Origin of the sequence: Clostridium sp. DSM 17811, from assembly GCF_018861905.1 — a bacterium.
Lineage (GTDB): Bacteria > Bacillota > Clostridia > Clostridiales > Clostridiaceae > Clostridium_AD > Clostridium_AD frigoriphilum.
The window spans coordinates 300869-319755 of sequence record NZ_JAHLDU010000002.1 but is presented as its reverse complement, the minus strand read 5'-3'; the positions used below and the strand labels follow the sequence as shown (position 1 = coordinate 319755).

18 protein-coding genes are annotated in these 18887 nt (G+C 30.8%); all 18 read right to left on the bottom strand.

Translation table 11 applies throughout. The annotated features are described in order from the left end of the window. Positions 1 to 51: 51 nt before the first annotated feature. The 18 genes from KPL44_RS04235 to gpr all read right to left on the bottom strand — a co-directional run bounded on the left by KPL44_RS04235 (position 52) and on the right by gpr (position 18806). Positions 52 to 750, bottom strand: coding sequence for a diacylglycerol kinase (locus tag KPL44_RS04235; RefSeq protein WP_071613596.1), 699 nt, complete (start codon positions 748 to 750; stop codon positions 52 to 54). A 61-nt stretch (positions 751 to 811) separates the two neighbouring features. After that, entirely contained in the window at positions 812 to 1312 is a 501-nt protein-coding gene (gene ybeY / locus KPL44_RS04230) for an rRNA maturation RNase YbeY (protein ID WP_216247674.1), read from the bottom strand. Then, a complete protein-coding gene (locus tag KPL44_RS04225) occupies positions 1309 to 3459 on the bottom strand; it encodes an HD family phosphohydrolase (RefSeq protein ID WP_216247673.1) in 2151 nt (716 codons plus the stop codon). The genes ybeY and KPL44_RS04225 overlap by 4 nt, the downstream gene beginning before the upstream one ends. A gap of 59 nt (positions 3460 to 3518) precedes the next feature. Next, on the bottom strand, positions 3519 to 4682 hold the full coding sequence (yqfD, locus tag KPL44_RS04220) for a sporulation protein YqfD (RefSeq protein ID WP_301182927.1): 1164 nt from the start codon (positions 4680 to 4682) through the stop codon (positions 3519 to 3521). Beyond that, entirely contained in the window at positions 4675 to 4959 is a 285-nt protein-coding gene (yqfC, locus tag KPL44_RS04215) for a sporulation protein YqfC (protein ID WP_216107362.1), read from the bottom strand. The genes yqfD and yqfC overlap by 8 nt, the downstream gene beginning before the upstream one ends. A gap of 339 nt (positions 4960 to 5298) precedes the next feature. Beyond that, positions 5299 to 5475 carry a 30S ribosomal protein S21 gene (rpsU, locus tag KPL44_RS04210; RefSeq protein WP_071613601.1) on the bottom strand — a complete coding sequence of 59 codons (177 nt, stop codon included), beginning with the start codon at positions 5473 to 5475 and terminating at the stop codon, positions 5299 to 5301. Positions 5476 to 5657: 182 nt separating this feature from the next. After that, a complete protein-coding gene (locus tag KPL44_RS04205) occupies positions 5658 to 5951 on the bottom strand; it encodes a histidine triad nucleotide-binding protein (protein WP_216247851.1) in 294 nt (97 codons plus the stop codon). Between the two features lie 137 nt (positions 5952 to 6088). Continuing rightward, positions 6089 to 6865 (bottom strand): 16S rRNA (uracil(1498)-N(3))-methyltransferase, encoded by a 777-nt coding sequence (locus KPL44_RS04200; RefSeq protein WP_216247671.1) that lies wholly within the window; start codon positions 6863 to 6865, stop codon positions 6089 to 6091. A gap of 29 nt (positions 6866 to 6894) precedes the next feature. Continuing rightward, on the bottom strand, positions 6895 to 7830 hold the full coding sequence (gene prmA, locus KPL44_RS04195; RefSeq protein ID WP_216247670.1) for a 50S ribosomal protein L11 methyltransferase: 936 nt from the start codon (positions 7828 to 7830) through the stop codon (positions 6895 to 6897). Between the two features lie 58 nt (positions 7831 to 7888). Then, positions 7889 to 9010 (bottom strand): molecular chaperone DnaJ, encoded by a 1122-nt coding sequence (gene dnaJ, locus KPL44_RS04190; RefSeq protein WP_216247669.1) that lies wholly within the window; start codon positions 9008 to 9010, stop codon positions 7889 to 7891. Between the two features lie 174 nt (positions 9011 to 9184). Continuing rightward, a complete protein-coding gene (gene dnaK, locus KPL44_RS04185; protein WP_216247668.1) occupies positions 9185 to 11059 on the bottom strand; it encodes a molecular chaperone DnaK in 1875 nt (624 codons plus the stop codon). Between the two features lie 112 nt (positions 11060 to 11171). Beyond that, on the bottom strand, positions 11172 to 11855 hold the full coding sequence (grpE, locus tag KPL44_RS04180) for a nucleotide exchange factor GrpE (RefSeq protein ID WP_407934989.1): 684 nt from the start codon (positions 11853 to 11855) through the stop codon (positions 11172 to 11174). Between the two features lie 50 nt (positions 11856 to 11905). After that, entirely contained in the window at positions 11906 to 12952 is a 1047-nt protein-coding gene (hrcA, locus tag KPL44_RS04175) for a heat-inducible transcriptional repressor HrcA (protein WP_216247667.1), read from the bottom strand. 213 nt (positions 12953 to 13165) lie between these two features. Continuing rightward, positions 13166 to 14287 carry a radical SAM family heme chaperone HemW gene (gene hemW, locus KPL44_RS04170; RefSeq protein WP_216247666.1) on the bottom strand — a complete coding sequence of 374 codons (1122 nt, stop codon included), beginning with the start codon at positions 14285 to 14287 and terminating at the stop codon, positions 13166 to 13168. 58 nt (positions 14288 to 14345) lie between these two features. Further along, the gene (lepA, locus tag KPL44_RS04165) at positions 14346 to 16151 is read right to left on the bottom strand and encodes a translation elongation factor 4 (protein WP_216247665.1); all 1806 of its coding nucleotides are present in this window, start codon (positions 16149 to 16151) and stop codon (positions 14346 to 14348) included. A gap of 141 nt (positions 16152 to 16292) precedes the next feature. Further along, positions 16293 to 16550, bottom strand: coding sequence for a hypothetical protein (locus KPL44_RS04160; RefSeq protein ID WP_071613609.1), 258 nt, complete (start codon positions 16548 to 16550; stop codon positions 16293 to 16295). 89 nt (positions 16551 to 16639) lie between these two features. Continuing rightward, positions 16640 to 17779, bottom strand: coding sequence for a stage II sporulation protein P (locus tag KPL44_RS04155; RefSeq protein WP_216247664.1), 1140 nt, complete (start codon positions 17777 to 17779; stop codon positions 16640 to 16642). A 52-nt stretch (positions 17780 to 17831) separates the two neighbouring features. Next, positions 17832 to 18806: a GPR endopeptidase gene (gene gpr, locus KPL44_RS04150; protein ID WP_216247663.1), complete on the bottom strand. Its 975-nt coding sequence runs from the start codon at positions 18804 to 18806 to the stop codon at positions 17832 to 17834. Positions 18807 to 18887: the final 81 nt, after the last annotated feature.

Sequence of the window (18887 nt, the reverse complement as noted above, 5' to 3'; positions counted from 1 at the left end):
TATTATTATAATTATATTTAGAGTGCTTGTCATTATCAATAAATAAAGTTATCATCCTAACATTTTAAATAGTAATAATGTTAATAATGTACCAAAAATACCACCAAACACAACTTCTAAGATAGAATGGATTTCTGAATCAACCCTACTTTGTGCAACAATTACAGCTATAAAATAGGATAATACCATGATTAAAGGTTCACTAGTTAATAATGTTATAGCTGTTGCAACTGAAAATGCTATAGTACTATGACCACTCGGCATCCCACCCCTAAGTGGAGTTCCCTCTCCATATATTGCCTTAACTACAACAGTCGCAATACATACTATAACTAGTATAAAAAAAATCATATGAGGGTCAGATTTTTTTATTTTGAGCATCACGCTCTTATTAAATGGCGTGACTCTATCCCAAAATATTATATATCCTACTAAGACTGAATTTATAGCAGTTACAAGTACTGCGCCAGCCGCCACATTTTTAGCAATTTTAGCTAGTGGATGATAGAAATTTGTTGTGGCGTCTATTGCACATTCTACTGCAGTATTTATCATTTCAGCCACTATTACTAGTGTTATGGTTATAGTAATAATTAAAAGTTCTATTTTTGACAAGTCATAAAAAAACGTGGCAGTAAGTACTAATATAGTAGTTAACATATGTATCTTCATATTTCTTTGTGTACGAATTGAATATATAATTCCTTCAATAGCGTAATTAAAACTATCAACTAATTTCTTTACTTTCATACTTGACCACCTTTAACAATATTCTCTGAAGTAATGCACCTTAGCATAACCCCACTGTATTTTATCTAGATAAACTAAATTTGTTTAATATTTCTTCTTCTCTCTTTCTCATAATGTTTTTTTGATCCTCTTCCATATGGTCATATCCAAGCAAATGCAAAATTGAGTGAACTGTGAGATAAGCACATTCACGAATGAAGGAATGTCCAAATTCCTCACTTTGCAGCTTTGCTCTCTCAAGGGACAACGCAACATCTCCAATTACTAACTTTTCATCATATAAATCGCTTTGGTCAAATTTATAATTTATATACACTTCTTTAAAAACCTTGTTTTCTGGATAATTTAACATTGGAAAAGATAACACATCCGTAATTTTATCTATTCCCCGATACTTTTTATTTATTTCCTTAATTTCTTCATTATCTATAAATATAACACTAACTTCATTATCTATAGAGAGTTTTTCTTCGCATAGTGTATACTCAATAACATCCTTTATTACGGTTTCGAGTTCTTTTGTAACTTCAATCTTATTTTGCCTATTATCAATTAAAATCATACTTGTTTTTGCTCCTTTACTTGCTTTCTATTCTCGCTAGACTTATCATTTTCCCATTTATCTAGTGGATATTCTATTCTCTCATGATATATCCCTGAAAGCACTTTTAAAAATGATTTTCTTATCTTTTCTAAATCTTTTAAAGTTAAATCACAATTATCTAATTGTCCATCATTAAGCCTAGCTTTTATTAAATTATTAACCATTTCCTCTATTTTACCTTTGGTAGAATTCGGTATTGATCTTACAGCTGCTTCAACTGCATCTGCAAGCATTATAATTGCTGCTTCTTTACTCTCGGGATTAGGCCCATTGTATCTAAAATCTTCTTCCTTAATTTCATCTGGATTTTCACTAGAATTTTTCATAGTTACATAAAAATACTTAACTAAAGTTGTACCATGATGTTGCACTATCACATCTTGAATAACCTTAGGTAATTTATATTCTTTTGCAAGCTCAAGTCCATCTTTTACATGTGAAATAATTATAAGTGTGCTTAAATTTGGAGTTATTTTATCATGTGGATTATCATTTCCCAATTGATTTTCCTTAAAGAAATAAGGTCTCTTTATCTTACCAATATCATGATAATATGCGCAAGCCCTTGCTAGAACAGGATTTGCTCCAACTACTTCTGCTGCAACCTCTGATAAATTAGCTACTAGTACCGAATGATGATAACTACCTGGTGCCTCTAAAAGTAGCCTCTTCAATAGAGGGTGGTTCGGATTAGATAATTCCAAAAGTTTTACTGTGGTTACTATATCAAAAAAGCTTTCGAAAAATGGTAAAAATCCTATAGTAAGTGTTCCGGCTACTAAACTTGCTATATAAACCAATCCTGCTTTTTTAAATACCTCCATTATGCTATTACTAAGCAAAAATCCCATAGAAAGATATATAACCAAATTCACCATTGCAATATATAAAGATGAATATAATATATCATTTCTTTGCTGCATTCTCTTAAGTAACATAACCCCTACAATAGAGTTTAGTACAGCGAGTATTGTAATTTCAAAGTTAAAATTAACTGCAACACTAATTAGAATACAATTAAAAACATTTAAGACTATGGATACTTCCTCATTGCTCAGAATGGCCATAAGCATGGGTACGCAAGCTAGTGGAATTACAAATATAGAAATTATCCCAAGAACCCTTGCGAGCAAGATTGCAATTATACTAAGAATATTAAGCATAATTAATTTTTTTGTATCATAATAAATTTCTGGATGATACTTGTATAAATAGAACCATTGGAGCAATATTACAAAACAAACAAGTGCAGCTAAACTTAAATATAATGACCAATCAAAATTATTAGTACTATTTAAGAGTCCTAATGATTCGAGTAGCGACATCTGCTCAGGTGTTATTGGTTCCCCCTCTTTTATTATAATTTGATCTTTCTTAATAATAACTGGTTTAACATTCTTTTCAGCTTCTTTAATGGCAACATCCGTACTTGCCTTATCATATATTGTATTAGGTCGAACTTCTACATTTGCAATAGCTATTCCTATTTCTCTAATGTTTTTCGGAAAATTCGAGTTTATAAAAGTTGTTGCAATCATTGCCTTTGCCATTATAATTTCTTCAGGCTTGTTTTCATTAATTGTAGTTATATCATTAATTGTTGTCATTGTTTTTTCAATGAATTTTTCTAATTCATTAGCTTGTTTGAGTTCTAAATTTATTAAAAACTGATAGTTTTCATAAGTAAAATTAGAAATTGGATTACTTTTTTTTAGTAATGTAATTTTCTCTTTTTCTAAGGCTGCTTTACCAGCTAAATCTTCATTATTTACTGAGCCCGCTTTATTAACGTCAGCAGCATTTAACTTACTTACTGTAGAAAATAACTTATCTATATTTTCTATAGCCTTATCATTAACAGGGACTTTTATTGTTTTTTTCCCTACCTTTTCTATAGCCTTATCTATATCACTTTTTGTTAATTCCTCATTTTCAACTTCTTTTGGCGCTTTTATATCTACCTTTGCAATATCTCCAACAGTTAAAGTGTATTTTTTAGGAGCTAAGGCTGTTACTAAAATTGAATACATTATAATCGTCGTAACTATAAAAATTATATACGGCTTTGTTTTCCTGAGCTTTATAAGCTCCCTAATATTTCTCATGCCCCATCTCCACCTTTTTTCTCAAGTAAATTTAAAAATATACTAATCTTTATTTTTCTTTATTGTGATATTTTTTGAGATTCACTATTTTTTCCGGGTACTATACTTGCTTCCATTGCAATATTTTCTTCAGCAAGGACCAATACTCTTATCGAATATTTATCATTTTCTTTTTTTACACTTTCTATTTTGTTTATAATCTTTACACTTTTATCTAACTTTCTCAAAATATTAGAATATATTTCCTCTTGTGTTTTAGTAACATTCGCAGGTATATTTTTCACTTTAACTTCATAATACGTTTCTTTGTGCACAAACTTATTGTTATTTTCTATTTTATCATAAGTCTTATATGGATTTAAGCTATTTTTAAGATAAACTTTTTTATTTCCTAATTTAATGTAAAAATTACTAATAGTGTTCCCTGTTTTCACTCTTGTCACTTTGGTTATTGGTACTTCGTCAATCTCCTCATAAAAAGTTCTTGCTACAACTTCACCTTTCGCGTGTACAGGATAAACACTCCCTTCCTTTCCTTGCTCACCATTAACTAATATATCACCCTTTTGTACCGAATCCCCATCCTTCACAATGGCTGTACCATCCGTCGTATATACCCTAGTCACTATACCATCTTTACTTGCTATTAAATTACAAGGGGTTTTATTGCTAACTATGATAGGTGGAGACTGTCTTTCTATTACATCAACTTTTAGCTTAATGCCGTCAATTCTTGCTTTTACCCACATTATTTCATCATTACTTCTTAAAATTTTGCTTTCAATATCATAAACATCTATGTTTTTCTTCCTCATTCCAGGTATTACTCCAAATCCTTTAATTTGATTTCTGAGTTCATATGGACTTATGTAGTTTTCTGTATTAATTTCTATATTCCATACAAACGTAGATAAATAATATATTATACTACCGAATAAAATTATTCCAATTAAAAGAGCTACTCTACTCCTTAATTTTATTAGAAAAAACGACATTCCACTTCTTCCTACAATTTTAACCCTAGTACCCGTTCGTTTTGCAACTTTACTAATTTCACCATAATCACTTAGTTTTACTTCTAAAATAGCAGTTGTTATGTTAATCTTTCGTATATTTTTTACTACAACACCATTTTTCCATAATAAATTTATAAATTTTTCTGGAATTAATGATTGGATTTCCATTGTGACGACACCTTTTTTATATTTTTTAAAATTATTCATGGCTTTCATACACAACTGATTTAAAATTACCACTTAAAGTTATTGTGTTTCCTCCTATAAATAATATTTTAAAATTTTTACCATATATCGAAATCGGCCCCACATTAGAATTTATTTTTATTTGTTCTTCCTCAAATATTACTATCCCTTTATGGTTTTCTATATTTATTTCATTATTTGCCAAAATAGTAATTTTGGGTAAATCTAATAAAATATCCCTTGGCAATTCTAACTTACTCGCAATAATTTCTCTTGTTTTATAAAATTTATTATCCATACACTCACCCCACAAAATACTTCATATTAAATTTATGAAAAAAGTGTCTAATAAATAACCGTTTATAATTTATTTTAATAAAAAAAAGACCCAGCAAATGCTGAATCTTTTATTTATTTAAATATTATTTTACTAACAAGTTTACGATCTAATTCACATTTAACTGTAAATTATGAGGTAAACATAACTTTTCTTTTGTCTTTCCATACTATTGTATCCCAACCCACCACTGCTTTTTTGAATAGCTCTAATTTTCTGTTTTGTTACTGCTGAGGAAGGTATTATAACAAGATTCTTTTACATTATAAAACAAATCTTGTCTTTCTCAATTTTAAAAATCTATTTAAACTTTCTCTTTCTTGCAGCTTCTGATTTCAATTTCTTTTTAACGCTTGGTTTTTCGTAGTGTTCTCTTTTTCTTACTTCTCCGAGCACTCCACTTCTTGCACACTTTTTCTTAAACCTTCTTAAAGCATTCTCAATTGTCTCGTCTGTTCCAACTTTAATTTCTGACATCATTATCCCTCCCTCCGCTAGCTCAATTCAATTTAAAAGCAGCTAATGCGGGGCCTAAATAGTACATTTTTTATTATACAACACTGCTTTACATAATGTCAACATTTTCATTGCTGCTTTGTTATATATATAATACTTTTTTATAAAATATTATCAAAATTCAAATATAAAATAATTATAAACTAACCAGGTGGCCACTCAAGTAATCTTCCACCGAGCAAATGAAAATGTATATGTTGAACGGTTTGACCCCCTTGCTCACCACAATTAGAAACAATCCTATATCCAGACTTTGCAATCCCTAAAGTCTGTACAACCTTAGTTGCAACCATAAATATATGACCTATTATTTCTGATTGATCTTTTGTTAAACAATTTAAATTATCAATATGTTGCTTTGGAATAATTATAACATGTATAGGTGCCTGAGGACTTATGTCTTTAATAACTATAACTTCGTCGTCTTCATATAACATTTCTGATGGAATTTGTTTTTTTATGATTTTACAAAAAAGACAATCTTCCTTTTCCACATAATCACCTCCAATTCATCTTATACTATACTATTCAACATAAAACTTAATTTTCCTTCTAAATAGATTTATTTGAATATTTATTTTACACTTCCCCCAAGGTCAGAAAATTCATACATTATTAAGCTTAGGCAAGTAAATCCTGCTGTTTCAGTTCTAAGTATTCGAGGTCCTAAAGTTATTATTTTTGCTCCTATCTCTTTAAGTTTTGATATTTCACATTCCTCAAATCCACCCTCAGGTCCTATGATAATTGCAATTTTATTAATAGTCTCTTTGTCTATGTCTTTGACTAATTTTTTTATGCCGTATCCCTCTTCATTCTCATATGGAACCACCACTAAATCCATAGCTTTTAACTCTACAAGTAAATTATCAAAGTCTATAGGTACATTTATTACAGGTATTAAACTTCTTTTGCTTTGCTTGGAAGATTCAAGGGCTATCCTATTCCATCGAATTATCTTTTTATCAATTTCTCTATCTTTTTTAAATTCCATTATCTCAGTTTTAACTTCTACCCTTTGCGTAATTATAGGGGTTATTTCTTTAACTCCCAGCTCAGTATTCTTTTGAACTATTAAATCCATTTTTGTAGATTTAGGCATACCTTGAAATAAATATACTTCAATAGGACTTTCATTATTTATAGGATTTTCTTTAAGAATATTTATATTTACAACTTTCTTGTCTATATAAGTTATTTCACCTATGTATTCCTTGCCGCAAGAATTGTTTATACTTACTTTCTCGCCAATCTGAAGCCTTAATACCTTATATATATGTTTTACATCTTCGCCTTCTATAATAGCTTTATTATCATCTATACTGCTTTTGGGCACAAAAAATTTATGCATTATTTATTCTCCCCTCACTTATACATTTGCTATAATTTTGCAACTATGCAAACCCATTCTCCCTCTATATTTATCTCCTCAATTGTAAAGCCACACTTTGTTAGCTTATTTATTACTTCATCTTTTTTAGATAAAATTATTCCTGAAGATATAAAATATCCGCCCTTAGTTATAACTTCCTTAACTTGATCTGTCAAAAACATAATTATATCAGCCATTATATTTGCTATAACTATATTAGCCTTCCCTTTAACAACCTCGAGTAGGTCTCCGTATAATATCTCAATGTTATTTATATCATTATACGAAACGTTCTGCTTTGCAGAATCTACTGCAACTGGATCAAGATCAACTCCTACCGTTTTCTTAGCACCAAGCATGGCCGCTGTGATAGCTAATATCCCAGACCCTGTACCTATATCAAAAACAGTTGAATCAGCGTTCACATGCCTCTCTAGTGCCTTTATACACATCCTAGTAGTCTCGTGAGAACCAGTACCGAAAGCCATACCTGGGTCTAGCTGCACAATTATTTCACCGGGATTTTTATTGTAATCTTCCCAAATAGGTTTTATAACTATCTTTTCTCCTACCTTTAATGGTTTATAATACTTCTTCCAGTTATTTTCCCAATCTTCCTCATTTACTTTTTCCGCAGTTACAGACCCTACTCCCTTGTCTAGTCCAAAGCTAGGTAAATTATTCACACCTGTTTTAATTCCCTCTAAATGTTCATTAAAGTGTTGATCTTTTTTATAATATCCCTTAATTACGACACCACTCTTTGTATCAATAATGCTTTCATCAAAATAGTCCCAATCCGTAGTATGATCTCGCCTATAAATCAAATCTAAAGGATCCAAAATGGATACACCCTCAACTCCAGTATTATATAACATTGCTGACACTGCCTCAACCGCTTCAGTGCTTGTTATTATGGTTACTTCAATCCAATCTTTATTCATTTTTATTCTCCTTATTTAAAATAAAAAACCCCGTTTTACAAAACGAAGTTTTTTATTATTATTTACCTAATATTTTATCTACAAAAGACTTTTTATTTTCATCAAAATTTTCTACACTCTCACCACTAGCTTGCATAAATAGTTTAAGTGCTTCCTTTTGTTTATCGTTCAAAGATTTTGGAATATCAACAATAACTTTTACATATTGATCTCCTCTTCCATGTCCGTTTACTCTAGGTATTCCCTTGCCCTTTAGCCTAAATACAGTGCCAGATTGTGTTCCACCAGGAACCTTGTATTTAACATCCCCATCTACTGTTGGCACTTTAATTTCAGTACCCATGGATGCATAACCAAAGCTTATATGTGATTCTATATGAATATCAATTCCCTTCCTCTTAAAAGTTTTATGAGGAGCTACTCTGATATTTATATATAAATCTCCTGCTGGTCCGCCCTTTTCACCCTGTTCTCCTTGGCCTCTTAGCGGCATAACATTTCCGGTGTCAACTCCACCCGGAATATTAACTTTAATTTTTCTGTTTTTTCTCTGTTTTCCAGAGCCATGACAAGTTTTACATGGTTCAGAAATTATCTTGCCACTGCCTCCACACTTATCACAAGTGCTCATGCTAGCAAAGCTTCCAAATGCAGTATTTCTTTGAACTTTTATCTGCCCATTTCCACCACATTTATCACAAGTTTTAGGTGTTGTACCAGCTTTAGCACCACTACCGCTACAATCTCCACATTTTTCATTTCTTGTAATTGATACATCTTTTTCTACACCAAATACAGCCTCTTCAAAAGTTAGATTTATGTTATATTCTAAATCCGCACCTTTTTTAGGACCATTCTGATTTCTTGATGAGAATCCGCCTCCAAATATATCTCCAAATATATCTCCAAAACCACCAAAGCCAGAGAAGTCAGAGCTACCTTCAAATCCTGATCCATTATCATCAGCTGTACCATATTGATCATATCTAGCTCTTTTTTCTGTATTAGACAGAACTTGGTATGCTTCATTCATTTCTTTGAATTTATCTTCAGCTTCTTTATTATCTGGATTTCTATCTGGATGGTACTTTAACGCACCTTTTTTAAAAGCTTTCTTAATGTCTTCTTCACTGGCATCTTTACCTACGCCAAGTGTTTCATAATAATCTTTATTTGCCATTCTACTCTTCACCACCTAAAATATATATACTTATATATTATAACTAATCCTTAAAATAATACAACTCTTATTATTATATAGTTCTTATATAACAATTGATAATACTGTTTTACTTAAGGCAAATTAAAATTAGGGAAGGGTAGTTACCCATCCCTAATTTAGTTATTTTGTTAATTATTTCTTATCTTCTTTCTTATCTTCTTCTTTTTTATCTTCGTCTACTTTATAATCAGCATCTACTACATTGTCGTCATGCTCAGCAGAATCAGCATTCTCTCCGCCTTGACCAGCTTCTCCAGCTTTTGCTGTTTCAGCTTCAGCTTGATATATTTTTGTAGTTACTGCATAAAATGCTTCAGTTAATTCTTCTGTAGATTTCTTTGTAGCTTCAGTATCGTCTCCATCTTTAATCTTTTTAAGAGCTTCTAATTTGCCTTCTATATCTTTCTTATCTTCCTCTGATACTTTTTCTCCGAGGTCAGTTAAGCTTTTTTCAGTTTGGTATACTAACTGTTCTGCATTATTTTTAATTTCTATTTCTTCTTTTCTCTTTTTATCTTCTCCTGCAAATTTTTCTGCTTCTTTTACTGCTTTATCAATTTCATCATCACTTAAATTAGTTGATGCTGTAATTGTTATTTTAGCTTCTTTTCCTGTTCCTTTATCTTTAGCTGATACATTAACAATACCATTAGCATCTATATCAAAAGTAACCTCTATTTGTGGAATGCCTCTTGGTGCTGCTGCAATTCCAGATAAAGTAACTCTTCCTAAAGATTTATTACTTGCAGCCATTTGACGTTCACCTTGAACGATGTTAATTTCAACTGATGTTTGACCATCTGCAGCTGTTGAGAATGTTTGACTCTTTTTAGCTGGAATTGTAGTATTTCTCTCTATTAGAGGAGTAGCTATTCCACCTAATGTTTCAATTCCAAGAGTTAATGGAGTTACATCAAGAAGTAATACATCTTTAACTTCTCCACTTAATACTCCCGCTTGGATTGCTGCACCAAGTGCAACACATTCATCTGGATTTACTCCCTTTGAAGGTTCTTTACCAGTAAATTCTTTAACTGCATCTTGAACTGCTGGTGTTCTTGTTGAACCACCTACAAGTACAATTTTGTCTATTTCATTAAGAGATAAACCTGCATCTGCAATTGCTTTCTTCATTGGCTCTATTGTAGATTGAACTAAATCATGAGTTAATTCATTAAATTTAGCTCTTGTCAAATTCATATCTATATGCTTAGGGCCTGTTGCATCAGCTGTAATAAATGGTAGATTAATATTTGTTTGTGTTGAAGATGATAATTCTATTTTTGCTTTTTCAGCAGCTTCTTTAAGTCTTTGAAGTGCCATTTTATCATTTCTTAAATCTATTCCATTATCTGCTTTAAAAGTATCTGCAATATGATTCATAACTTTTTCGTCAAAGTCATCTCCACCAAGTTTAGTGTTTCCGTTAGTTGATTTAACTTCGAATAATCCATCACCAAGTTCTAATATAGATACATCAAATGTACCGCCACCTAAATCATATACTAATATCTTTTGGTTAACGTCCATTTTGTCTAGTCCATAAGCTAATGCTGCAGCTGTTGGCTCATTTATTATTCTCTTAACTTCAAGTCCAGCTATTTTTCCTGCATCTTTTGTTGCTTGTCTTTGGCTATCATTAAAGTATGCAGGTACAGTTATAACTGCTTCTGTAACTGTTTCTCCTAAATAAGCCTCAGCATCAGCTTTTATTTTTTGTAAAATATATGCTGAAATCTCTTGTGGTGTATGTGTTTTTCCATCAATATCTACTTTATGATCAGTACCCATTTGTCTTTTAATTGACATTATTGTTTTATCTGGGTTTGTAATTGCCTGTCTTTTAGCTACTTGACCTACTAGTCTTTCTCCATTAGCTTGAAATGATACTACAGATGGTGTAGTTCTTGCACCTTCTGAATTAGAAATTACTACGGGTTCTCCACCCTCCATAACTGCTACACATGAATTTGTTGTACCTAAATCTATTCCTATAATTTTTCCCATTATTATTTCCTCCCTATATTCCTTTTATATCATTTCAATTATAATTGTTATGATATTTATATTTTATATTTTATATTTTATATTTGTCAAAGGCTTTTACATTTATTAAAGTTTAATTTGCAACCTTAACCATGCTATGTCTTAATACCTTATCTTCTTTTTTATATCCCTTTTGTAATACTTCGACTATTTGATTTACTCCATATTGTTCATCTTCTACATGCATTACTGCGTTGTGGAAGTTAGGATCAAATTCGCCTGTTGAGGATAATTCTTCAATGCCTAGTTTTTTAAATGCAGCATTAAATAACTTAACTGTATTTTCTACACCAGTTCTTAGTTCCTCCCCACCACCTTCAACCGAAAGAGCTCTTTCTAAGTTATCGAGTACTGGTAGAACTTCTTTTAAAACATCTGCACAAGCATCTGTGTATATGTTTTGTTTCTCTTTTATTGTCCTTTTTCTAAAATTTTCATACTCTGCAGTTGTTCTTAAAAGTTTATCCTTAAAAGAATCCATATTATCTTGTAAATTTTTGTTTTCTGCTTCTAGTTTCTTTTTACTTTTTCTCATATCTTTCTCTTTATCACTTTCTAAAAGTTCTTCAACTTCTTCATCTTCTTCTACTATTTCAGCATCTTCTAATACTTCAGCTTCTTCTAGTGTTTTATCTAAAGTATCCTCAGTCTCTTTTTTACTTTCCTTAACTTCGTTAGTGTCACCTGCTAAACTGGAATCTTCATTTGAAAACTTTGTGTTTTCTTCGTCTAATATTTCTTCATTATTCGTATTCACTCAATCATTCCTCCAAATCTTGCTCAAAATAAATTTTTTAATTTAAAATTTCATCTATGATCATCATAAATTTGAGCTATATTATCATTTAATTCTTTAACTACTCCCGTTAATACTGATATAACTTTTCCATAGGGAATTCTTGTTGGTCCTATAACTCCAATGGATCCAAGTGGTACACCAGAAGCGCTATAAACTGCTGTTATAATACTACACTCCCTTGCACACTCAACAAAATTTTCCCCACCAATTTTAATTGTAATATTAGAAATATTGTCGTTAGTACCTAGTAAGCTATTTATACTCTCTTTATTGTCTACCAATACTAAGAACTCTCGAGCTTTAGTTATATTATTATATTCTGGGTAATTAAATATATTAGCAGCGCCTTGAATATAAACTTCCGAAGACTCAACCCCAGATAAACTATCATATAAGGCTGGAATAATCCCTGCAAATATTTCTTCATAAGAAGCTAGATCGCTTTTTAGATTATTAATAACCTCTAAGTTTATCTGTTCTATTGTAAGTTTTACTAATCTAAAGTTAAGCATATTAGTAAGTTTTTCTATAGTTGCATTGCCAATTGGCTTACTAACTTTTATAACATTATTTTTGATAATACCACTATCTGTAATAATTACAAACAAAATGCTTATAGAATCTAAATTCATTAGCTGAATATATTTTATACAGCTTTTTTGAACAGAAGGTGCCTTCACTATAGATGTAAGATTTGTAAGAAGAGAAAGCATTTGTGTTGCTTGCTTAACAATTTTATCAACCTCATATAGTGCAACATTAATAAGATGATTTTTAATCATATATTCTTCCTCAGAAGATAACTTTGTAAGTTCCATAAGTCTATCAACATATAACCTATAACCTTTATCTGATGGTTTTCTACCAGATGAGGTATGTATATGTTCAATATATCCCATTTCTTCGAGGTCTGACATTTCATTTCTTATTGTAGCTGAACTAATACCTAAATCATACTTTTTAGCTATGGTTCTGGACCCTACAGGCTCACCATTGTTTATATAATCTGTTATTATAGCCTGAAGTATTTTAATTTTTCTTTCATCCATTTCCATAATATCACCTCTTTTATTAGCACTCGCTTCCGTTGAGTGCTAACGGGTATACATTTAAGTTATCATTTATTATGGTTTTTGTCAATAATCTTGTTTTTTCAATATAGCTATTTTACATAGTTTATTTTAAATTATATTTAAAATACTCTACTTATCTCTGTTTTACTACCTAAGACGTTAAAAAGCAAAATTTCTTATTAAGATTACTATAATTTATAATAAAAACTCTGCCATAATTACGTTCGATACTTCAATACCCTCATATGTTAAAAAAATATTATCTGGACTTTCTATCATAAAACCAGTTCTTGTGTATTTATTAATTACATCGTAATAAACATCATCCATATTTTTATCAAACCTTTTCTTGAATTCACTTTTATTTACGCCTTCTGTTTTTCTAAGTCCCATGAACATAAACTCTTCCATATTATCTTTAAATGAATTTTTTGTCTTTTCAACTATTGCACTGTTATCATTATTCATCTTTTCAATATATTTTTCTATATTTTCTTCATTTCTATACCTAAAACCATCACTATATGAATGAGAAGCAGCTCCACACCCAATATATTCATCCAATTCCCAATATACTAGATTATGTCTACATTTCTTATTCCTTTTCGAAAAGTTTGAAATCTCATATTGTATATATCCTTTTTTCCTTAAAACTTCTATTGTTTTCGCATACATAGTTCTTTCTATTTCCTCATCTGGGAGATTTAATGTGCCTTTTTCAAATCTTTTATAAAATTCTGTTCCCTCTTCTACAATTAAACTATAGCAAGATAAATGCTCTGGATTAAGCTTAATTACATTGTCTAATGTCTCTGTCCATTGATTGATAGTTTGAGATGGAAGTCCAAACATCAAATCTACATTTATGTTATTAAATCCCAATTCTCTAGCCATTTCAAAGCTTTGTTTAAAATCTTCTATAGTATGAATTCTTCCGAGTTCTTTTAAAAGTTGATCCTGCCAGGCTTGAAGTCCGATACTAAGTCTATTTACTCCCATTTCTTTTAGGAAGTTCAATATTTCTTTTGTAAATGTTCCCGGATTCCCCTCCACTGTAAACTCTAAATCATCACATATATCTAATGTATCAATACTTTTTTTTATTATTTTCCAGCCCGCTAAAGATAAATAGGTGGGAGTTCCCCCACCTATAAAAATAGTTTTTATTTTTTTATTCTTTATACTATATATTTCTTTTGCGAGTGCTGCAGCATAATCAACCATACAATCCTCTTTGCCAGCTAGTGATGGAAAATCACAATATAAACACTTCTGCTTGCAAAATGGAATATGAATATATAAAGCAACCTTCTTCATGTTTTATCCTCACTTTAATTGTCTTTTTCAAAGCTGTTAATCATCTTTTTCAAAGTTGTTAATCTACTTTAAGTATAGCCATGAATGCTTCTTGTGGAACTTCTACACTTCCAACTTGTCGCATTCTCTTTTTACCTTCTTTTTGCTTTGATAATAATTTTTTCTTTCTTGAAATATCTCCACCATAACATTTAGCTAAAACATCTTTTCTTAGAGCTTTTACAGTTTCTCTTGCAATTACCTTCGAATTTATAGATGCTTGTATTGGTATTTCAAACATTTGTCTTGGTATATGTTCTTTTAATTTTTCAGCCATAATTCTACCTCTATGCCCAGCTGATTCTTCTGGAACAATCATAGACAAAGCATCAACTTTTTCTCCCTTAAGTAAAATATCCAGCTTTACAAGATTTGCAGTTACATATCCCTTTACTTCATAGTCAAAGGATGCATAACCTTTTGTTCTTGATTTTAGAGCATCAAAAAAGTCATATACTATTTCATTAAGTGGCAAATCATAATTTACCACAACTCTAGTGGTTTCTATATATTGCATATCAATATATACGCCCCTCTTTTGTTGGCATAACTCCATAACTGATCCAAGATACTCCGATGGTGTTATTATAGACGCTTTAACTATCGGTTCTTCCATATACCTAATTTCTGTAGGTTCTGGAAGATTAGTAGGATTTGTTATCTCTATTAATTCTCCACTAGTTTTCATTACTTTATATATAACTGATGGTGCTGTCGTAATGATATCTAAATTAAATTCTCGCTCGATTCTTTCTTGTATTATTTCCATATGAAGAAGGCCTAAGAATCCACATCTAAATCCAAAACCTAAGGCAATAGATGTCTCTGGTTCAAACCCTAATGCAGCATCATTTAACTGAAGCCTTTCTAGCGCCTCTTTTAATTCTCCATACCTTGCACCATCTATAGGATAAATACCACTAAATACCATTGGAATCGCTGGTTTATATCCCTTAAGCGCCTTTAATGCTGGTCTATCAGATTCTGTTACAGTATCACCAACACGTGCATCCCTAACATTTTTTATAGAAGCAGTTATATATCCAACATCACCAGCACTTAACATTGCTACTGGGAGATAGTTTGGAACAAACACTCCAACTTCTACTACCTCGTATACCTTATTAGTATTCATTAGTTTGATTTTTGTTCCTGGTTTAACTATACCATCTTTAATTCTTACATAACATACTACGCCTTTATAACTATCATAAAAAGAGTCAAAAATCAAAGCCTTAAGTGGTGCTTCTTCATCCCCACTAGGTGGTGAAATTTTCTTTACTACAGCTTCTAAAACATCTTCTATATTAAGTCCAGTTTTTGCCGAAATTCTTGGAGCATCAAGGGCTTCAATACCTATTACATCCTCAATTTCCTTAATTACTTCGTCCGGTCTTGCACTAGGAAGATCTATTTTATTGATAACTGGCGCAATATCAAGGTCATTATCTAATGCAAGATAACAGTTTGCTAAAGTTTGAGCTTGAATTCCTTGTGACGCATCAACTACAAGTACAGCGCCCTCGCAAGCAGCTAAACTTCTTGAAACCTCATAATTAAAATCTACATGACCCGGAGTATCTATAAGATTGAATATGTATTCTTCTCCATTCTCCCTTTTATAAACGAGCCTAGCCGGTTGAGACTTTATAGTAATTCCTCTTTCTCTTTCTAAATCCATATTATCAAGTACTTGCTCTTCCATTTCTCTTTTAGTTAAAGTACCTGTCTTTTCTAGTAATCTATCTGCAAGAGTAGACTTGCCGTGATCAATATGTGCAACTATTGAAAAATTCCTTATGTACTTTTGTCTATTACTCTGCATTAATTTTTACCCCCGTTGTACTATATGTTAATTTTTTTTAATTTTATACATCTATTTGAATTATATCATAATTATATCTGTTTTTGTCAATGCATTGTTATTTTACGTGATACTTTATTTAATCAATATGTTACCCTTATATTATTTCATAAAAATTTCATTATACGTGTCAATACATTTTTCTTTAATATTATAAAAGAATTTACCATTTGTATAAAAAACATATCCCTTCGTCTCTATTCTAAAATCTAAAGGGTTTAATTTAAAATTCATTGTAAATTTTGACTTTTCTTTTACAAGTTCAGGTTTGTTAATATTAACTTCAACAAATCCATAAATAAGTATAGAAAAACAAATAACTAGTATAAATATGTATTTAATAATACCTTTCTTTAACATAAAAAGTGCCCCCTACCTATTCTCTTAAACAGATAATACTTAATTATTATCTGCTCATTATTAAGGATGCACTTTTTATAATAATTTATTCATTTTTTTCCATTTAATTGTTCTGCTATTATTCTTGATAGATATTTACCTGTGTTTTTTACTTCTTGGATACTATTACTATTTGCACCTACTTCAATTAGAAGTGCGTTATTGCTTCTATCTTGATTATAAAAACCCATGCCCCAGTGATAAACCCAAATTGGTTCGTCTCGTATAAGCCCTGGATATAATCTATTTGATATTGACATCATAGAATCTATTAATTTCTTCTGCTGTGCATATCTAGGATTCTTATCTGTTACTACAAACATAAATCGTGCAACGTCCTCACCATTCAATTTTGTAATTAATGTCTTCTTGTTGTCTATACTATCTCTATGTAAATCAATAATCAAATCAAATTTTTCGTATAACTTTAAATACTTATCTAAAGTAACCCCAGACTTCTTATAAGCGTTTTTGTAATCTTCTGTATCATTTACATTCTTATCATGTATAACTGAAATTCCATAATTTTTCTCTAGATTTTCGGTTATTACGTCACCTACAGCAACTACACTTCGAGATTGATCTGAACTCTCAGTATTTTTCGATGTATCCGTGTCAGAAGTTAAATAAGCTTCAGATGTATGAGAATGATATATAAGTACCCGCGGCTTGGCCTTATTTAGCGTACCTTTCAAACTAGAGTCATATAGTTTTGCTACAACATTAGTAACCTTTGACTTATTTACCTGCTTATCATCTAAATTAAAAGAATTAAGGCTAAATGTTTTTGAATTCTTTACATCCGTGATAACTTCATTTTTATCTAAAAAAGCTATTTCCTTTATAACTATCGATATAGGATTCGAAATATCAATTCCTAGAAATGATAAAACTACTGACCCATTTGTGTTTTCACTGTTTTTATCCTGTCCGTTTACATACGATGCCTTCATTACAGATAAAACATTATTAATAACCTTAACATAAAAATAGTTTCTATAATTTCCTCCACTATCTGCCTTCGCACTTTTAGGCAGAATTACTCCTAATAAAAAAATAATGAGTAATGTGAAGACACAAAAAAACATTCTCACATTACTACTTTTTTTAATGGAATTTTTAAAAAAATTCATTTTTCCACTTGGCATAATCTTATTTTTTCCTATAAAACTTATACCTCTATACCTCATTTTCATCCCCCCTGTTTATACAATATATATGAGGGAATCTGAATAGTTATTACTAGTTTAAATACTTATTTATGTCCTCTAAGTCTAATGCTGGTTGCAATGCTATATTAATCCCATTAGCAATTATTTTAGAAACAGAGTTTATAACCATATCTATTTCCTTTGGTGTAACAACAAGATTGCCTACATAAGGATTTAATATCTCAGCAATCATCTTTTGTTTTTCCGCTTTATCAATGGATTTTAACATATTGTAAAATTCTTTACCTTCATTTGCAGATTTAATCATCTCATCAAGTACTAAATCAATAGTATCATTTGCAAGTGTTGCAGCGTCTACTACTGTCGGTATCCCAATCGCTATGACTGGCACACCTAATGTTTTTTCACTTATTTCCATTCTTCTATTTCCAATTCCTGCACCTGGAGAAATTCCAGATGTCCCTATCTGGATGGTTCTATTCACCCTATTCATTTTTCTAGAAGCTAATGCATCAATACAAATCACTAAATTGGGTTTAATCCTTTCTACAATACCACGAATAATTTCACCAGTTTCCATACCTGTTATTCCAAGAACACCAGGAGATATTGCACATACTGGTCGTATACCCTCATCTATAGAATCTGGTACTAATTGTTTTAAATGCCTAGTAACCATTATTTTCGATACAACCTTTGGTCCTACAGCATCTGGGGTAACATTCCAATTGCCAAGGCCAACCACTAATGCGGTCATACTGTCATCCAATTTTATTAGTGGTGATAGAACCTCTCCCATTACTACACTTACTCTATCCATAGCATCACCATCATAATGAACAAATTCAGGGATATCAATAGTTATATATGTACCTTTTGGTTTTCCCATCATTTTTGCTCCGATATCGCTTACTATTTTTACATTAGTAATTTTAATATCTTCCTTATTGTACTCTTCTACATCAACACCAGGCATTTCACCATTGTTTTTTTCTTTGTATATTTCTTTAGCCTCTACGGCTAAGTCTGTTCTTATACTTATCATAATTTCACCTCAACTACATTTTTATTATTATCCTTTCCCAATAGTCTTTTCTTATTCTTAAAAAAGTTTATTTTAAGCTTT